Below are 13,295 nucleotides of genomic sequence, written 5' to 3'. Positions count from 1 at the left end.
AAAAAAATCATCGGGCCCACCGCAGCGCCAACGAAAGCACTGAGCAGCGCAACCTTGATGCCGTGTTTCCGCGTTAGATACGCTATCAAGACGAAGGATACCACAGCAGATAATACTGTAACCGAGCTGATCGGGTTTGGCGCTGTACCAGACCCCGCCCACGTGGGGATTGTGAGAAGGTTGTACTTCAAAAGCAGTAGAGCGTATCTTCCGTATGCTGAGCTGTCGACTAAGAACGCCAAAATAGCGAGGACCCAGATCAAAATCACTAGAACGATGGTCGTCTTGCTGGGCCTCTTTGTCCCCAGTGGATTCTTTAGCCTCGTCCCGAGAAACGCGATGAAGAGCCCGACGATGAGCAGTACGACTGTTAGCGCTACCGCGTCAGTGCCTGCGTAAGGAGCCCAAGCAGCCAAGATACACCACCGCTACTTTTGGAGCCGATTCGCCTTCTTATTGAACGTTGCAGCTTCAGAGAATCTTTCTTGGGCATGACCTTGCAGAGAACATAATCTTAGCAAGCGAACTTGACTAGCAACGGACATTCAACCCGATCAGAATCTTGGCGAGTGGATAAGCCACAAATCCTCTTCCTTGCAGCGCGCGCTCTCGCTAGAATGCCCTAGCTTCTTTTGACGGTATCAGATCAGTTCTTGAACAAATCGTAAATGCCGACGGTTATGGCGAGGATGAGGAAGACGTTGAACACGTAGAACCAGGGGCCGAAGACCCAAGTAGGAATCAAGAAGTCTATGACGATGAGACCGAAGATGCAGACGGCCAGGCCCTCTGCATTCCCGTCCTGCAGCGCGGACCTCTGAGCCTGGTATTCCCTCTCTATCTCGCGGTTGGCCGCCTCCTGGTTCAGTCGGTAGAACAGGACCTCCCTCGGGTCGTCGTACTTGTCCGGCCCCAGGGTGTCGTACAGGTGCCGCTTCTCATAGTCGGAGAGCACTGCATAGGCTTCGCTAGCCTCGGCGAACCTCCGACTCGCATCCTCGTCCTTGTTCCTGTCCGGGTGATACTGGACCGCAATCTTCCTGAAGGCATCATTGATCTGGGCCTTTGACGCCGTCTTGGGCACCCCAAGAACCCCATAGAAATCCTTCGTCAAGGAGGTCCTTTCTGGTTGGATGTTTTCCCTTCTTCTTGGCTCTCGATGGCCGCAGCGTCCGCCGTTGAGTTATCCTTTGAATCAGAGCCGCGAAGGTACTTCTCGAGGAGCCTCCTCAGCTCCGACACCTCCCTCTTCGTGCTCTCCTCCTGGACCGCCATCTTGGCCCTCTCTCCCAAGTCCAGGGGCGTAGCACACTTCGGACAGTACATCATGCCGGGAGATGCCTTCTCTTTGCACCTCGGACAGATCACCGGAGCGAACTCCGGCTTCGGGGGCTCCACCGGCCTCCCCGAGTAGACCGCCTGGTACTTCCTGTCCAGGTCACCGCCCGAAAGATGGATGTAGGTGGCAGGCGTCCTGGAGCTCATCGACCAGCCGTACATCAGCCTCAGCTCTGAGTCTGTCAGGAACTTCGCGTTCCGGGTAGCGCTCTCGTGCCTGAACATGTACATGTGGACCCTCGGCTTCTTGATCGCCGCCTTCTTCGCGACGTCCTTGATCATGGCGCTGCACGCCTTCCACCCGAACGGCTCGTCGAGGTGGTTCGGGCTCAGGGTCAGCCAGAGGGGCGCGTTGGGGTCCGTCCTGAAGCGGTGCGTCTCCAAGTAACGAGCGAGATGATCAACGGAGGCGATGAGCCTCAGCGTCCTTGCGCCGGTCTTACCTCTCCGGATGTGAACTATCGCCCCGGCATCGTCAAACTGTACGTCCCCCACCCTGAGAAGGAGCAGCTCGCTGACCCGTGCTCCGAGTTCAGCGGCGACAGAAATGATGGCCTTGTCCCTGTAGGTATCTGCTGCCTTGATCAGCTCTCGAACTTCTTCGTCCGTGAAGAAGAGCGGCTCCTGCTTCTCGCTCGCCTTGATGGTCTTCCTGAGCCACCTCACCTCCTCTGGGTAAGGTGTGTCCTTGTCCGTGTCACCGTATCTGACGAACTTCATGAACCTCTTGACCATAATCTTGAAGTCGGCCATGGTCTCGGCAGAGTAATGGCGCTGGCTCTCCGTCCCGTCCCAGTTCCTCACCGTGAACTCATGATCGGCCAGGCGCGTCATGAGGTCCTCGATGTCCCGCCTCTTCGCCCTACGGTAAGTGACCCTCATGTGGTGGGAGACGGTCATGAGAGTGTTGACGTACTTCGCCTGCCGGCCCAGGGAGACCCCCTGAGCCTTGACCTGCTTCATGAACGCCCGTATCAGCTTCTTGTCCTGTGGACGGACCCTTGAATCACGTTCGAGCCTGCTTTCGGCGTTCCTGAGTTGGTAGAGGTAGTCGTGGATGTCGTCCGGTGTCATGCGGTAGAGGGGGCCGGCGGCTTTTAACGAGGTGTACTTTTCGATCCGTGGATTAGCCATCGCTCCAGACTACATCCGGCCGGGGCACTTGACCCTGCGCTTCTAAGACACTGCTACGACCCCAACTTCTCAAGTAGCCTCAACATCTCGATGTCTCCGCCCGCTGGAGGCTTCCAGTCGCCACGGACCACCTCTTCGTCTTGGGAACGGAGATCATCGGAGAAGGTCGAGACCCCGGTATTCACGACCTTGAGCTTCTCTGTTAGGATGGTCTTCTCCTTACTCCTCTTCGTTTCGTGTAGGCCCCACGGGGTCCAAACCTTGCTAGCCATAATGCTTGGGAGAAGCAGAAGACCGTTGTATTTTTGAGACTGCCCTAATTGCATAACCGATGAAAATCATTCGAGCATTAAAGCGAATAAGTGAGGTGTCTAGCGCTTGTTAGTCGTCCTGTTCTAGAGGACTGTCCAACCGCCGTCTATCACGACGCACGACCCATTCACGTAGCTGGACCTGTCCGATGCGAGGAAAAGAGCAAGCTCGGCTATCTCCTTCGGGTCCGCGATTCGGGGCATAATCGAGGCCACCTTGTTCAGATGTTCCGCTCCAATGGGGTCAGGCTGGGCGCTCCCCATGCCTATGTTAGTCTGAACCGCACCTAGGACCATGGCGTTGGACCTTATCCCTCTTGTGCCATAATGCGCGGCAATGCTCCTGGTGAGCCCGATCAGCGCGTGCTTGGAAACAGTGTACGCAGCGCCCGCCATACCGCCGAAGAGCCCCGCCACCGAGGCGGTGTTCAGTATGACGCCGCCGCCTTGGCTCAGCATCGCCGGTATGACCCTCCTGCTTGCCCGGAAGGGGGCATTGACGTTGACGTTCATGACTTTGTCCCAGACCTCGTCCGGCGTATCCGCGACTGGCCTGGCGCCGTCCATGATTCCTGCGTTGTTGCAGAGTATGTCGACCCTTCCGTAGGATTCCAAGGCTTCGTCTATCATTCGCTCCGGTTCTTTGCTGATAGAAAGGTCCATCGTCATGCCCGAGGCCTTCGAGAAGGGCGCTTACGGGACTACAGACACCACCCACCCGAACGTGTTCGATATCGAGAATCACTACGGTCGCGTCGCCCTCGCAGGAAGTGTGACCCTGCTAAGACGGCTCGACCTCCCGACTGTGAAATACGAGCTCTCGCCGAGAGAGACAAGGGACCTGTTCAAGAGCAAGGGTTGGAAGACAGTCGTTGGCTACCAATGCCGGAATCCTCCCCACACTGCGCACGAGTACCTTCAGAAGGTCTCGCTCGAGAACTCGGCCATAGACGGCATTTTCATCCAGCCCGTAATCGGCCGACTGAAGAAGGGTGACTACAAGCCAGCCGTGATCATGGAGGCGTATACGGAGGTCGTGAATGGGTACTACCCCAAGGACAGGGTTGTCCTCTCCTCCCTTTCAATCACGATGCGCTACGGCGGCCCAAAGGCTGCGCTCTTCTACGCGATTGTTCGTAAGAACTACGGTGCCACGCACTACATCGTGGGTAGGGACCAAGCGGGGGTCGGGAAGTTCTACGATCCTTACGCGTGTCACAGAATTTTCGACCAATTCGACGTGGGGATTGTCCCTCTCAGATACATGGAGACCTTCTACTGCAGGAGATGCAGGTCCATGGCGACTGAGAAGACATGTCCGCACACCCAAGAAGAGCATCTGGCTGTCAGCCAGACGAGGATGAGGGAACTCCTCCGAGAAGGAAAGGAGTTACCGGCCGAGATACTCAGACCAGAGGTGATCAGGGTGCTCAGCCAAGGCGACGTGATCCTCGATTAGTCGGTCTTGTTCTGCACCACCGGTGCACGACCTCGAGGCCGAGTCGAAACCTATGTCGTTCCTAGCTCGCTTGGCCGTCCTTTTCGCTGCGGGGATTCGACATATGGATAACACCCCCTTGCACGCGAGAACGGTTTTAAGGGGATGAAAAGTGGCTCCGCCAATTCAACCCAGTGGTGACAATGCAACTCAACAACTACTCCACTCATTCAAGGTCCAGGGTCAAAGCGAACAAGAACGTTGGGATCGATGAGTTCAACGCCCTGCTTGCCAAGGCGAAGTCAAGGATGGAAAGCAGGGGGACCACGTCGCAAAAGGCGAACCTTGACGGCATTGTCGTGGAGCTGGTCACAACCAGCGGTCACCAAGCGGATTTCTGGAGGAACAACTGGTGGCCAGCGGGCGATGATGTTCTCCCACACGCTAGGATATACTCCGTCCAAGACATCGAGGGTCTCGAATCGGCGGCCTACTACTGCTCGCCGCTGAACACGTCGCTTTTCGTGAACACAGAGTACTACGGCCAGTGCAAGTCGTGGGCCCTGGGCATGGCAGCCGCGATCCTGGAGAAGAGGTTCAACACCCTATCCATTCACGGCGCCACCGCGCTGTACAAGGGGAGGGGGGCGGTCATAATTGCGCCTACAGGCACGGGCAAGACGACCCACTCGTTCAAGATATTCCTCAACGATGAGGGTAAGATTTGCGGCGACGACTGGGCGTACGTCGCGTTCCCCGAGGGGGTCTCTATTCCAACGAAGCCACTGATCGCGAGGCAACCCGAGAGGGCGCTCTACATGCGCTCCGAGTCCCAGAAGGAGCAAGAATGGTTGAGAGGCGTCTTCGACAGGTCGATGAGCGAGAACGTGACGACAAGGAAGGAGGAATGCGAGTACCCCACCGGAGCCGACATGTGTTCCGTGACCAAGAGGAAATGCGTCTTCAACGAGGGCATGCAATGGTGCTACTATAGCTTCGGGAACTCAAGGGCTCTGGTGAGAAGGGAAGATATTCTCGGGCCGAACAAAGTCGTAGACGAGGTCCCAATCAACCTGGTGGTCCTCCTCAGGAGGGACGACCACAGCCCCGCCGAGGTCCAGCTGAGCCCGAGCGAGGCGATCGAAATCCTGCGAAAGGGGGAATCCATGATTCTGCCTGGGGCAGGGCCCAAGGAGAAGTGGGGCACGATCTCGACGGAGCCTTGGTACAATCCATACCTGCTCGAGCTGGACAACTCGAGGCAGGAGCACTTCTTCAGGCTGATGTTCGAGACGTGGAAGGTGCCCTGTGTAATCCTCAACACAGGAGTCGAGACGATACAGCAGAGCCACGACAGGATAGTCGCCGCGCTCGATGGTTCGACCCACACAGGTAGAAGTCGCTCGGGCGGAAACGTCTAAGTATCTAACTCGAGCCGACGTGGCGCGGCTTGCTCGCTCTGGAATTCCTGCTGGTCATACTCCTCGCCTCCATACTTGCCGGCGCAATCGGTTCAATAGTGGGCCTGGGCGGCGGCGTCATAATCATCCCGATCCTGACGGTCGCCCTCGGCGTCGACATCCATTTCGCCATCGGGGCCAGCATCGTTTCTGTCATCGCGACGTCGAGCGGCGCAGCTGCGACTTATGTCAAAGACAAGATGACCAACCTGAGAGTGGGCATGTTCCTTGAACTTGCGACAACCGTCGGCGCTATAGTAGGGGCAGCGGTCGCAGCATACGCCAACTCCTTTGCCCTCGAGTTCATCTTCGGGAGCGTCTTGCTCGTGTCTTTGGTGCCTCTGGTCAAGCAGCTTGGCGAGGACATCCCGAAGAACCCCGAGCTGGAGGGTTTGGCAAAGCGGCTCTCGCTCCGCGGCTCGTACGCCGAGACCGACGGGTCTGCCGTGGACTACAACGCGACAAGGCCGAAGCTCGGCCTGCTCGGGATGCTCGTAGCTGGCTTGATCTCCGGCCTGCTCGGGATAGGAAGCGGCACCTTCAAGGTGCTCTCAATGGACCTGGCGATGAAGCTCCCGATGAAGGTCTCGACCACGACCTCGAACTTCATGATCGGGGTGACGGCCGCAGCGAGTGCGGGAATCTACTTCGCACGCGGGGACGTGAACCCGCTGATAGTCGCGCCAGTAGCGATTGGGATTCTCATCGGGGCTTTCATCGGCACGAGGCTTCTCGTCAGGGCCAGGAACCCGACAGTCAGGAAGCTGTTCGCCGTAGTGCTTGCAGTCACGGCTGTTGAGATGGTGTTGAGGGCCTTTGGTTTTTGACCCGGGGAAGATTCCGCGATGAACTTTAGGGAACCAGACTCGATGAACAACGTTCTCAGCGGAGTCCTGAGGTACGGCGTCCTCCTGTCCGCCACCATCATAGTCTTCGGGACAGTCCTATTGGTTGCGAGGTACGGCTCCAGCAGCGCCTCTGATTTCCTTACCTACCTCCCAGGTCAGATACCGCACGGTTCGTTCACCGTGAGCCTCTCGGCGCTGCCCGGGGGGCTCGCCGAGCTGGATCCCTTCTCCGTCATCGAGCTCGGGGTCATCTTCCTGCTCGCAACTCCCGTGGCTAGGGTCCTCTTCTCCGTCTTCCTCTTCGCAGCCGAGGGAGACAGGACGTACGTCTACATCACGACCGCGGTCCTCCTCATTCTCCTCTTCAGCATCCTGGTGACGCCGTTCATCCCAGCCTTCAACGCGTGAGCGACGCAGGCTGGCGGGAAGCAATGTCCCGCTGGGCTGAAAGACATTTAGCACGCGGACGCGCCACGAGACCAGTTGATCAGAGCCGTCTTCTTCGACCTCGGCGGGACGCTCCTCGTCATGAGGAGGGACGCAATCCTGCAGAGGGTTCTGCGAGACGAAGGGTACAGAGTCGACCTAAAGCGAATCCACACCTCCTACATGGAGATGGAGTCTTCGTGGCTCGAGCGGTACTCGGCCCGGTTCGCCAAGGAAAGCGACGCGACGGATGCATACAAGGCACTAGACGCGATGGTAATCGAGCGTCTTTCCGTCGTGAAGGGCGTTGCTGAGATAGCGAGGATTTCAGCCCTCATTCGGAGGCGATGGGAAGAGCTCGGAAAGGAAATCCCGCCCAGACTCTATCCAGACGTCGAGCCCGTGCTGGCCAAGCTCGCATCTCTGGGCCTCACGCTGGGGCTCGTCTCGAACGCGCCTCCCGAGACCACGAAGACAGTGGAGGAGTTGGGCCTCAAACGGTACATCAGGCACATCGTCATCTCCGGAGTGGTGGGATACACGAAACCCAACCCGGAGATATTCCGAATCGCCCTCTCCAAGGCTTCCGCCTCGCCCCGCGAGACAATCCACGTCGGCGACGTCTACGCGTCGGATGTCGTCGGCGCGCGAAACGCAGGCATCACAGGGGTGCTGCTTGACAGGGACAGGGTCGCGGGCACGACGGACTGTCCGACGATACACGGCCTCGCCGAGGTCATCCCCCTAGTAGGCTCCGCGTCCAACGGATGACAGAGCTGGCTCGGGCAAAGAACTCCTAGTCTCTTGTGTACCCTGCGCAGAGCATTCCGTAGTAGGTAGGGACTTGGTAGGAGAAGAGATCTCCCCGCATCCCGACCTCACCGAGTATCCCCGCGAGCATCGCCATCTGCCAGAGGCTGTCAGGCTTGGCTGCATCGACCAGGCTTCTGGGGAGGTTCATGATCGACTTCAGCCTCCCTGCAGCGATCGCCTCCGTGACAAGCCTGTCGTAGACGGCTGCCTTGGGGCTGAATCCATACGGTCCGTTCTTCTTGTGAGCGTGAGCTTGGTCCGCGCTCGCCACGAAGGCCACCCTCTTCCTGTCGGATTCGGCGACGCGGGCGATGGCCCTGCCGAATTCGAAGTTCCTCCTCAACGGAACCTCCCTCGAAGGCGTAACTACTACCAGCCTGCTCCTGAGCCTCATCTCCTTCAAGAAGAACCACATCGGTATGAGCGTACCCCAGTCCATGGCAAGGTCTGACAGGAGCCCCTCGAGGGTACCGTAGTTCGCACCAACGACCGGCAGGTCCGCTCTCTCGGCTTCCTCCAAGATCTTCCAGGCTAGCTTGATGTCGCAGTCCGCCTTGAGAGAGATTCCCTTCCTTCCCTCCACAACCCTCCCCGTGGAGTGCTCCGCCAATACGACGCCGATGTGCTTGTGAAGTCTCAGGCTGTGCGGGCTGGCTAGCACTATCGTGTCCGGCCTGGCGGACTTCATCTGCGAGGCGATCCGCCTCATTCCCTTCCGAGTCGGCGTGAAGAGGCTCAGCTTGTCGCCCGCGAGTTCGGGTACAATCTCGCCGCCGTGGGGCGCGATGCACGCGTAGACTAGCGTCATCGATTTGGGGAGAACATCCCCGGCTTATTAACCGCCAGCGGGAAAACCCACCCAGTCTAAGGATGAGATGAGAGCGAGCCGTGGTCGTTATTTGTCTAGCACCGCCTTCATCGATTGAAGATGTTCTCAGCGCTTCGATACCGCCTGTATCCCGATGAAGACACGAGGGAGAGGTTAGGGAGTACGTTGGCCCTGTGTTGCTACCTCTACAACGAATCTCTCGCCGAGAGGAAGCGGCGCTACAAGGAGACTGGACACGGATTGTATTACAACGAGCAAGCGAACGCCCTCCCCGCCTTCAAAAAAGAGAATCCCGCCTTCACCGACGTCCATTCACAGGTCCTCCAGAACGTCCTGAAGCGCCTGGAGAGGTCGTTCAAGAACTTCTTCGATGGCAGGGCGGGATACCCGAAGCCCAAGAACGAATCGAAGTGGAGGAGCCTCACGTACCCACAGGCCAGCCCGTCCTGGGTCAGGCGAAACAGCATCGTCTTGCCGAAGATTGGAAAGGTGAGGGTGGTGAAACAGCGTCCAGTGAAAGGAGAGGTCAAGACGGTCACGGTACTGAGGACGAGCGTCGAGGAGTGGTATGCCGTGATCACGGTGAAGAGAAGTAACACAGACCAGAAGAAAGAGCCGAAGACTGCAGTAGGCATCGACCTAGGCCTAACAGACTACGCCCACCTCTCCGACGGCACACGCGTCGAGAACCCGAGGTTCATCATGCAGCACGACAAGCGCATAGTGAAGGCACAGAGGATTCTCAGCCGAAGGGTGAAGGGGAGCAGGAACAGGTGGAGGGCCCGGGTCACGCTGAGCAGGAGGTGGGACGACTACACCAACCAGAAGGACGACTGGCAGTGGAAGCTCGCCCACTCGATTGTAGACAGGTTCGATATCATTGGGTACGAGAATCTACAAGTGAATAATATGGTGAAGAACCACCGCCTCGCGAAAGCGATTCAGGACGCCTCATGGTCTGGGTTCACCCAGAGGCTGACCGACGTAGCCGTGATGGCAGGCAGCCTGGCAGTAGGGGTGGACCCGCGGTACTCCACGCAGGAGTGCCCTGAGTGCGGCTCCCGGATACGGATGGCCCTCTCGGAGAGGACCCACATCTGTCCGAGCTGCGGGTTCAGAGGGCAAAGGGACTTCGCCTCCTCTCTCGTCATCAGGAAAAGGGCGTTGGAGGCGCTAGGGCTGGGCATGCCCGAAGTCACGCCCATGGAGATGGGACCGACACCTGCGGCCATGACGGCCATGGGCGAGCCCTGTCGCGGAAGTGGGAAACAAATTCCGACGCCGCCGACGAAGGCCTTGGATGGGTTGGATAGCGGCGCCGGAAGCCTACCCCTTAAGGGGTAGGAGGGTGTCACTCAAGCGTTCTTGTCCAAGTAGTGGAGTATGCCCATCACGGAGGTCCTCACAGAGACCTTGGCGTATATCGGCAGGTCGTCGACGCCCTCCTCGGCCACCACCCGTGAGACCATTTCGTCCGTAATCTCGTCGAGACCCTTTCCCGCCCTCCTGAGGTCTCCGACCTCCCTCACCCATGCCATCACGCCTTCGCGCGTCTTCTCCAAGACCGAGCCGACATCATTTCTCACTCCGAAGTGGGGGAGCAGGAGGAGGCTGGGGTCAGTCTGGCTGAGCTGCCCGACGCTTGCGACCAACGTGTTCGGGTCGAAGCTCGGCGGAGGCGTGGTCGGTATCAGGGTCTTCATGCCCGGATAGGCGATGCTCACGGCGTCGGCAGTCAAGAGCGCCCTCTTGCCTTCGAGCATGACAGCCAGCTGGTGCGGCGCGTGGCCAGGCGCATGGACCAAAGTGGCAGTAATCCCGTCGCCGAGTTCCAGATGCAGCTCCTTGCCGACCGAAGTGATTCTGTCAGCAGGTATCGGCTCAGGCATGCCGTACAGCTCCATAATCGCTTTCCCGAACACCCTGGTGGAGCTCTCGATCAGCCTGGCAGGGTCGACAAGGTGAGGAGTGCCCCTCTCGTGGCAGATCACTTGGGCGTTCGGCATCTCTCGGAGGAGCCGCCCAGCCGCTCCCGCGTGGTCGAGGTGGACGTGCGTCGGGATTAGGTACCTGACGTCCGAAGGCGCTACACCGACTTCCTTCAGGCCCGCGAGCACGCTCTCATAGGACGAAGCGTATCCGCAATCCACGAGCGTGACCTTCGGCGCCTTGATCAGGAAGGCGCTCACAGTCGAGGCCTGCCCTAGGGCCATCGTGTCTAGGAGATAGACACGCTCGCTGACCTTGGTGGCGTACGCGTCCGATTACCCCCTATGGGCCTTTAGGGTCGGTGAAACCCATTGCGAGCGCGATGAGAGAAGCCGTTCCGAGCTTCAGGACGTCCTCGTCAACCTTGAACCGCGAGCTGTGGTTGGGGTAGGCGCATCCTTTCGCCTTGTTCTGGGTGCCTAGGAAGTAAAATGTGCCGGGGGCCTTCTCCAGGAACCTCGAGAAGTCTTCCCCTCCCAGCACCGGCTCAACGGTCCGAACCCTCGTCCCCGGTATCTTTCTCAGAACTTCTGCCACCTTCTCAGTAGTCGTCGGGTCGTTGTAGGTGATCGGGTAAGCGTCCCGCATGAACTCGACCTCGCATCTAGCGCCGAAAGCCCTGCTGACCGCCATGGCCACCTCCTCGACCTTGGCCTTCGCGAACTTCCTGATTCCCTTGTCCAGCGTCCTGATCGTCCCCTCAAGGATCGCCTCGTCGGGGATGATGTTGTCCTTCGTGCCGGAGTGCACCGAACACACAGAGATGACGAAGGGTTTTACCGGGTCCACCATCCTCGAGGAGACCCCTTGCAGCGCAAGGATGACCTGAGCGGCAACATAGACGGGGTCGACAGTTTCGTGCGGTGCCGAGCCGTGACCTCCCTTGCCGATTACCCTGATCTTGAAGGAGTCAGGCGCTGCCATCACAGCTCCCGGCCTCACCCCGAACTCACCTGAGCGCCGCCTGTTCTCGATGTGGAGGCCGAAGACGTAGTCGACCCGTGGGTTCTTCATCACGCCCGCGTCTATCATGGGCTTCGCCCCCCCTATTCCGCCGTGCTCCTCCGCTGGCTGGAAGAAGAACTTCACAGTCCCGTGCAGCTCGTCTCGATGCCTGGCTAGGAGCTTCGCGGCCCCGAGAAGCATCGCGACGTGCGTGTCGTGGCCGCAGGCGTGCATCACTCCCTTCACCTTCGACCTGAACTCGACGTTGACCATCTCCTCGACCGGCAACGCGTCCATGTCGGCCCTGAGGCCGACCACCCTTCCCCTCTTGGCTCCCTTCAGCACGCCGAGCACGCCCGTCCCACCCACACCGGTGTGGACCTCGATTCCCAGCGAGCGCAGTCTCTCTGCCACGAGCTTTGCTGTTGCGACCTCATGGAAGGAGAGTTCGGGCCTCTGGTGAATCCTGCGCCTCGTCTTGATGATCTCTCGCTCGATACCCTTCGTTTCATCGAGAATGTTCATGCTGTCTCGGTGCGGGCGCCCGCCGATAAAAGCTCTGTGAACTACCCGAGAACAAATTCTTGGGCTTCCTGCTTCATAGGAGCGAACTTGCTTATCCTCCTTCGCTGGACAAGTAGAGGCTGTTCCTCAGCACGGGCCCGTTCCAGGCCCAGCTTCAGTATGTTCCTTGCCGCGTTCACGTCCCGGTCGAGGGAAAGTCCGCACCTTGGACATCGGTGTACCCTTTCCGACAGTTCCTTCGGAACCACTTCGCCGCATCCCGAGCATTTCTGCGATGTCCCGCTGGGTTCGACGAGAATTACTCGCCCGCCGCGTCTCTCCGCCTTGTAGGCGGTCAAACGGCGCAGCTGCCCCCAAGAGGCATCCATTATTGCCGATGCCAGGTAGTGGTTCTTGACCATTGACGGAATATGCAGGTCCTCAAAGACGATGGTGGAGTAGTTGTTGGCGAGTTGGCGTGAGACCTTATGGGCGGTGTCGCCCCGTCTGTTCCGCACTTTTCTCCAGGCCTTCGCGAGCGCCATCTTCGTCTTGAGCCTGTTGTTGGACCCGAGTCTCTTTCGTGACAGGCTCTTCTGAAGGTGCGTGATTCGCTGGGTTGAATCCCGCAAGTATCTCGGGTTGGGGAAGACAATTCCATCGCTGAGGGTGGCGAGGTTTGTGATTCCAAGATCGACCCCGATTGGTTTGCCTACGACTCGTTCCATGGGCTTGTGATTTCCCATCTCAGCCGAGATGCAAGCATACCACTGGTCAGCATCCCTCAATATCGTGCAGGTCTTCGGCGTTCCCCCAATTGGCCCGTGCACCTTCATCTTGATCGAGTCTATCTTCGAAAGTCTCAGTCTGTTCCCGATAACCCTGAACCCTCCAAGTTGCGGGTATCTGAAGGCGTTGTACTTGCCCTTCCGCTTGAACATTGGGCGCTTGGCGAGGCCTACGAAGAACGCCTGATAGGCTTTGTCCAGTCTCAGGGCTACATCCTGAAGGACCTGCGAATGGACTGCCTTCAGGAACTTGTTGCATGGCTTCATGCTGGCGATCGCCTTCTTCTGTTCGTAGAACCCGGTACCGTTCTCCTTCTTGTCTGCGAGCATATTATTGAAGAGGAGCCTGCACGTCTCAAGCGTCTCGTTCATCAAGTGCTCTTGCGTCTTTGTGGGGTAAAGCCTGAACCTATACGTGGTCAACATTATTGTCCCTTTAAATCCCTACGAGATAAAAGGGCCACCAGGGTTG

Annotated in this window: 15 protein-coding genes; 6 read left to right on the top strand and 9 right to left on the bottom strand. The window is 58.5% G+C overall.

Annotated elements, in window-relative coordinates:
• From LYZ69_09920 to LYZ69_09900, 5 genes are all read right to left on the bottom strand, one after another.
• A partial coding sequence (locus LYZ69_09920) for a hypothetical protein (GenBank protein MDV3278760.1) occupies positions 1 to 416 on the bottom strand: 416 nt, incomplete at its 3' end.
• Between the two features lie 230 nt (positions 417 to 646).
• On the bottom strand, positions 647 to 1,114 hold the full coding sequence (locus LYZ69_09915; GenBank protein ID MDV3278759.1) for a DnaJ domain-containing protein: 468 nt from the start codon (positions 1,112 to 1,114) through the stop codon (positions 647 to 649).
• Positions 1,111 to 2,412 carry a site-specific integrase gene (locus LYZ69_09910; protein MDV3278758.1) on the bottom strand — a complete coding sequence of 434 codons (1,302 nt, stop codon included), beginning with the start codon at positions 2,410 to 2,412 and terminating at the stop codon, positions 1,111 to 1,113. The genes LYZ69_09915 and LYZ69_09910 overlap by 4 nt, the downstream gene beginning before the upstream one ends.
• A 113-nt stretch (positions 2,413 to 2,525) precedes the next feature.
• Positions 2,526 to 2,744 carry a hypothetical protein gene (locus LYZ69_09905; GenBank protein ID MDV3278757.1) on the bottom strand — a complete coding sequence of 73 codons (219 nt, stop codon included), beginning with the start codon at positions 2,742 to 2,744 and terminating at the stop codon, positions 2,526 to 2,528.
• Positions 2,745 to 2,867: 123 nt separating this feature from the next.
• Positions 2,868 to 3,452, bottom strand: coding sequence for an SDR family oxidoreductase (locus tag LYZ69_09900; protein MDV3278756.1), 585 nt, complete (start codon positions 3,450 to 3,452; stop codon positions 2,868 to 2,870).
• Here LYZ69_09900 and LYZ69_09895 point away from each other — a divergent pair.
• The 5 genes from LYZ69_09895 to LYZ69_09875 all read left to right on the top strand — a co-directional run bounded on the left by LYZ69_09895 (position 3,451) and on the right by LYZ69_09875 (position 7,726).
• A complete protein-coding gene (locus LYZ69_09895; GenBank protein ID MDV3278755.1) occupies positions 3,451 to 4,242 on the top strand; it encodes a hypothetical protein in 792 nt (263 codons plus the stop codon). The genes LYZ69_09900 and LYZ69_09895 overlap by 2 nt on opposite strands.
• Before the next feature lie 176 nt (positions 4,243 to 4,418).
• On the top strand, positions 4,419 to 5,642 hold the full coding sequence (locus LYZ69_09890; GenBank protein MDV3278754.1) for a hypothetical protein: 1,224 nt from the start codon (positions 4,419 to 4,421) through the stop codon (positions 5,640 to 5,642).
• Positions 5,643 to 5,671: 29 nt separating this feature from the next.
• Positions 5,672 to 6,508 carry a sulfite exporter TauE/SafE family protein gene (locus tag LYZ69_09885; GenBank protein MDV3278753.1) on the top strand — a complete coding sequence of 279 codons (837 nt, stop codon included), beginning with the start codon at positions 5,672 to 5,674 and terminating at the stop codon, positions 6,506 to 6,508.
• 18 nt (positions 6,509 to 6,526) lie between these two features.
• Entirely contained in the window at positions 6,527 to 6,937 is a 411-nt protein-coding gene (locus tag LYZ69_09880; protein MDV3278752.1) for a DUF1634 domain-containing protein, read from the top strand.
• 75 nt (positions 6,938 to 7,012) lie between these two features.
• Positions 7,013 to 7,726 carry an HAD family hydrolase gene (locus LYZ69_09875; GenBank protein MDV3278751.1) on the top strand — a complete coding sequence of 238 codons (714 nt, stop codon included), beginning with the start codon at positions 7,013 to 7,015 and terminating at the stop codon, positions 7,724 to 7,726.
• A gap of 25 nt (positions 7,727 to 7,751) precedes the next feature.
• Here the strand turns inward: LYZ69_09875 and LYZ69_09870 are convergent, their stop codons facing one another.
• Positions 7,752 to 8,576 carry a hypothetical protein gene (locus LYZ69_09870; protein MDV3278750.1) on the bottom strand — a complete coding sequence of 275 codons (825 nt, stop codon included), beginning with the start codon at positions 8,574 to 8,576 and terminating at the stop codon, positions 7,752 to 7,754.
• Between the two features lie 120 nt (positions 8,577 to 8,696).
• Here LYZ69_09870 and LYZ69_09865 point away from each other — a divergent pair, with 120 nt between their 5' ends.
• On the top strand, positions 8,697 to 9,941 hold the full coding sequence (locus tag LYZ69_09865) for a transposase (protein MDV3278749.1): 1,245 nt from the start codon (positions 8,697 to 8,699) through the stop codon (positions 9,939 to 9,941).
• Positions 9,942 to 9,952: 11 nt separating this feature from the next.
• Here LYZ69_09865 and LYZ69_09860 read toward each other — a convergent pair whose 3' ends face one another.
• The 3 genes from LYZ69_09860 to LYZ69_09850 are packed head-to-tail and all read right to left on the bottom strand — an operon-like array spanning position 9,953 to position 13,249.
• Complete coding sequence (locus LYZ69_09860) at positions 9,953 to 10,810, bottom strand: MBL fold metallo-hydrolase (GenBank protein ID MDV3278748.1); 858 nt, start codon at positions 10,808 to 10,810, stop codon at positions 9,953 to 9,955.
• A gap of 58 nt (positions 10,811 to 10,868) precedes the next feature.
• Positions 10,869 to 12,056 carry an amidohydrolase gene (locus LYZ69_09855; protein ID MDV3278747.1) on the bottom strand — a complete coding sequence of 396 codons (1,188 nt, stop codon included), beginning with the start codon at positions 12,054 to 12,056 and terminating at the stop codon, positions 10,869 to 10,871.
• A gap of 41 nt (positions 12,057 to 12,097) precedes the next feature.
• On the bottom strand, positions 12,098 to 13,249 hold the full coding sequence (locus LYZ69_09850; protein MDV3278746.1) for a transposase: 1,152 nt from the start codon (positions 13,247 to 13,249) through the stop codon (positions 12,098 to 12,100).
• Positions 13,250 to 13,295: the final 46 nt, after the last annotated feature.

This window comes from Nitrososphaerales archaeon (assembly GCA_032906765.1).
Taxonomy (GTDB): domain Archaea; phylum Thermoproteota; class Nitrososphaeria; order Nitrososphaerales; family Gagatemarchaeaceae; genus DASPPF01.
This window is presented reverse-complemented; position numbering and strand designations above follow the sequence as displayed.

Bases quoted from the DNA above. Each gene is read 5' to 3' on its own strand.
- LYZ69_09910 (MDV3278758.1), bottom strand. From the start codon at position 2,412: ATGACACCGGACGACATCCACGACTACCTCTACCAACTCAGGAACGCC.
- LYZ69_09905 (MDV3278757.1), bottom strand. From the start codon at position 2,744: ATGGCTAGCAAGGTTTGGACCCCGTGGGGCCTACACGAAACGAAGAGG.
- LYZ69_09895 (MDV3278755.1), top strand. From the start codon at position 3,451: ATGCCCGAGGCCTTCGAGAAGGGCGCTTACGGGACTACAGACACCACC.
- LYZ69_09900 (MDV3278756.1), bottom strand. From the start codon at position 3,452: ATGACGATGGACCTTTCTATCAGCAAAGAACCGGAGCGAATGATAGAC.
- LYZ69_09880 (MDV3278752.1), top strand. From the start codon at position 6,527: ATGAACTTTAGGGAACCAGACTCGATGAACAACGTTCTCAGCGGAGTC.
- LYZ69_09870 (MDV3278750.1), bottom strand. From the start codon at position 8,576: ATGACGCTAGTCTACGCGTGCATCGCGCCCCACGGCGGCGAGATTGTA.
- LYZ69_09865 (MDV3278749.1), top strand. From the start codon at position 8,697: ATGTTCTCAGCGCTTCGATACCGCCTGTATCCCGATGAAGACACGAGG.
- LYZ69_09860 (MDV3278748.1), bottom strand. From the start codon at position 10,810: ATGGCCCTAGGGCAGGCCTCGACTGTGAGCGCCTTCCTGATCAAGGCG.
- LYZ69_09855 (MDV3278747.1), bottom strand. From the start codon at position 12,056: ATGAACATTCTCGATGAAACGAAGGGTATCGAGCGAGAGATCATCAAG.
- LYZ69_09850 (MDV3278746.1), bottom strand. From the start codon at position 13,249: ATGTTGACCACGTATAGGTTCAGGCTTTACCCCACAAAGACGCAAGAG.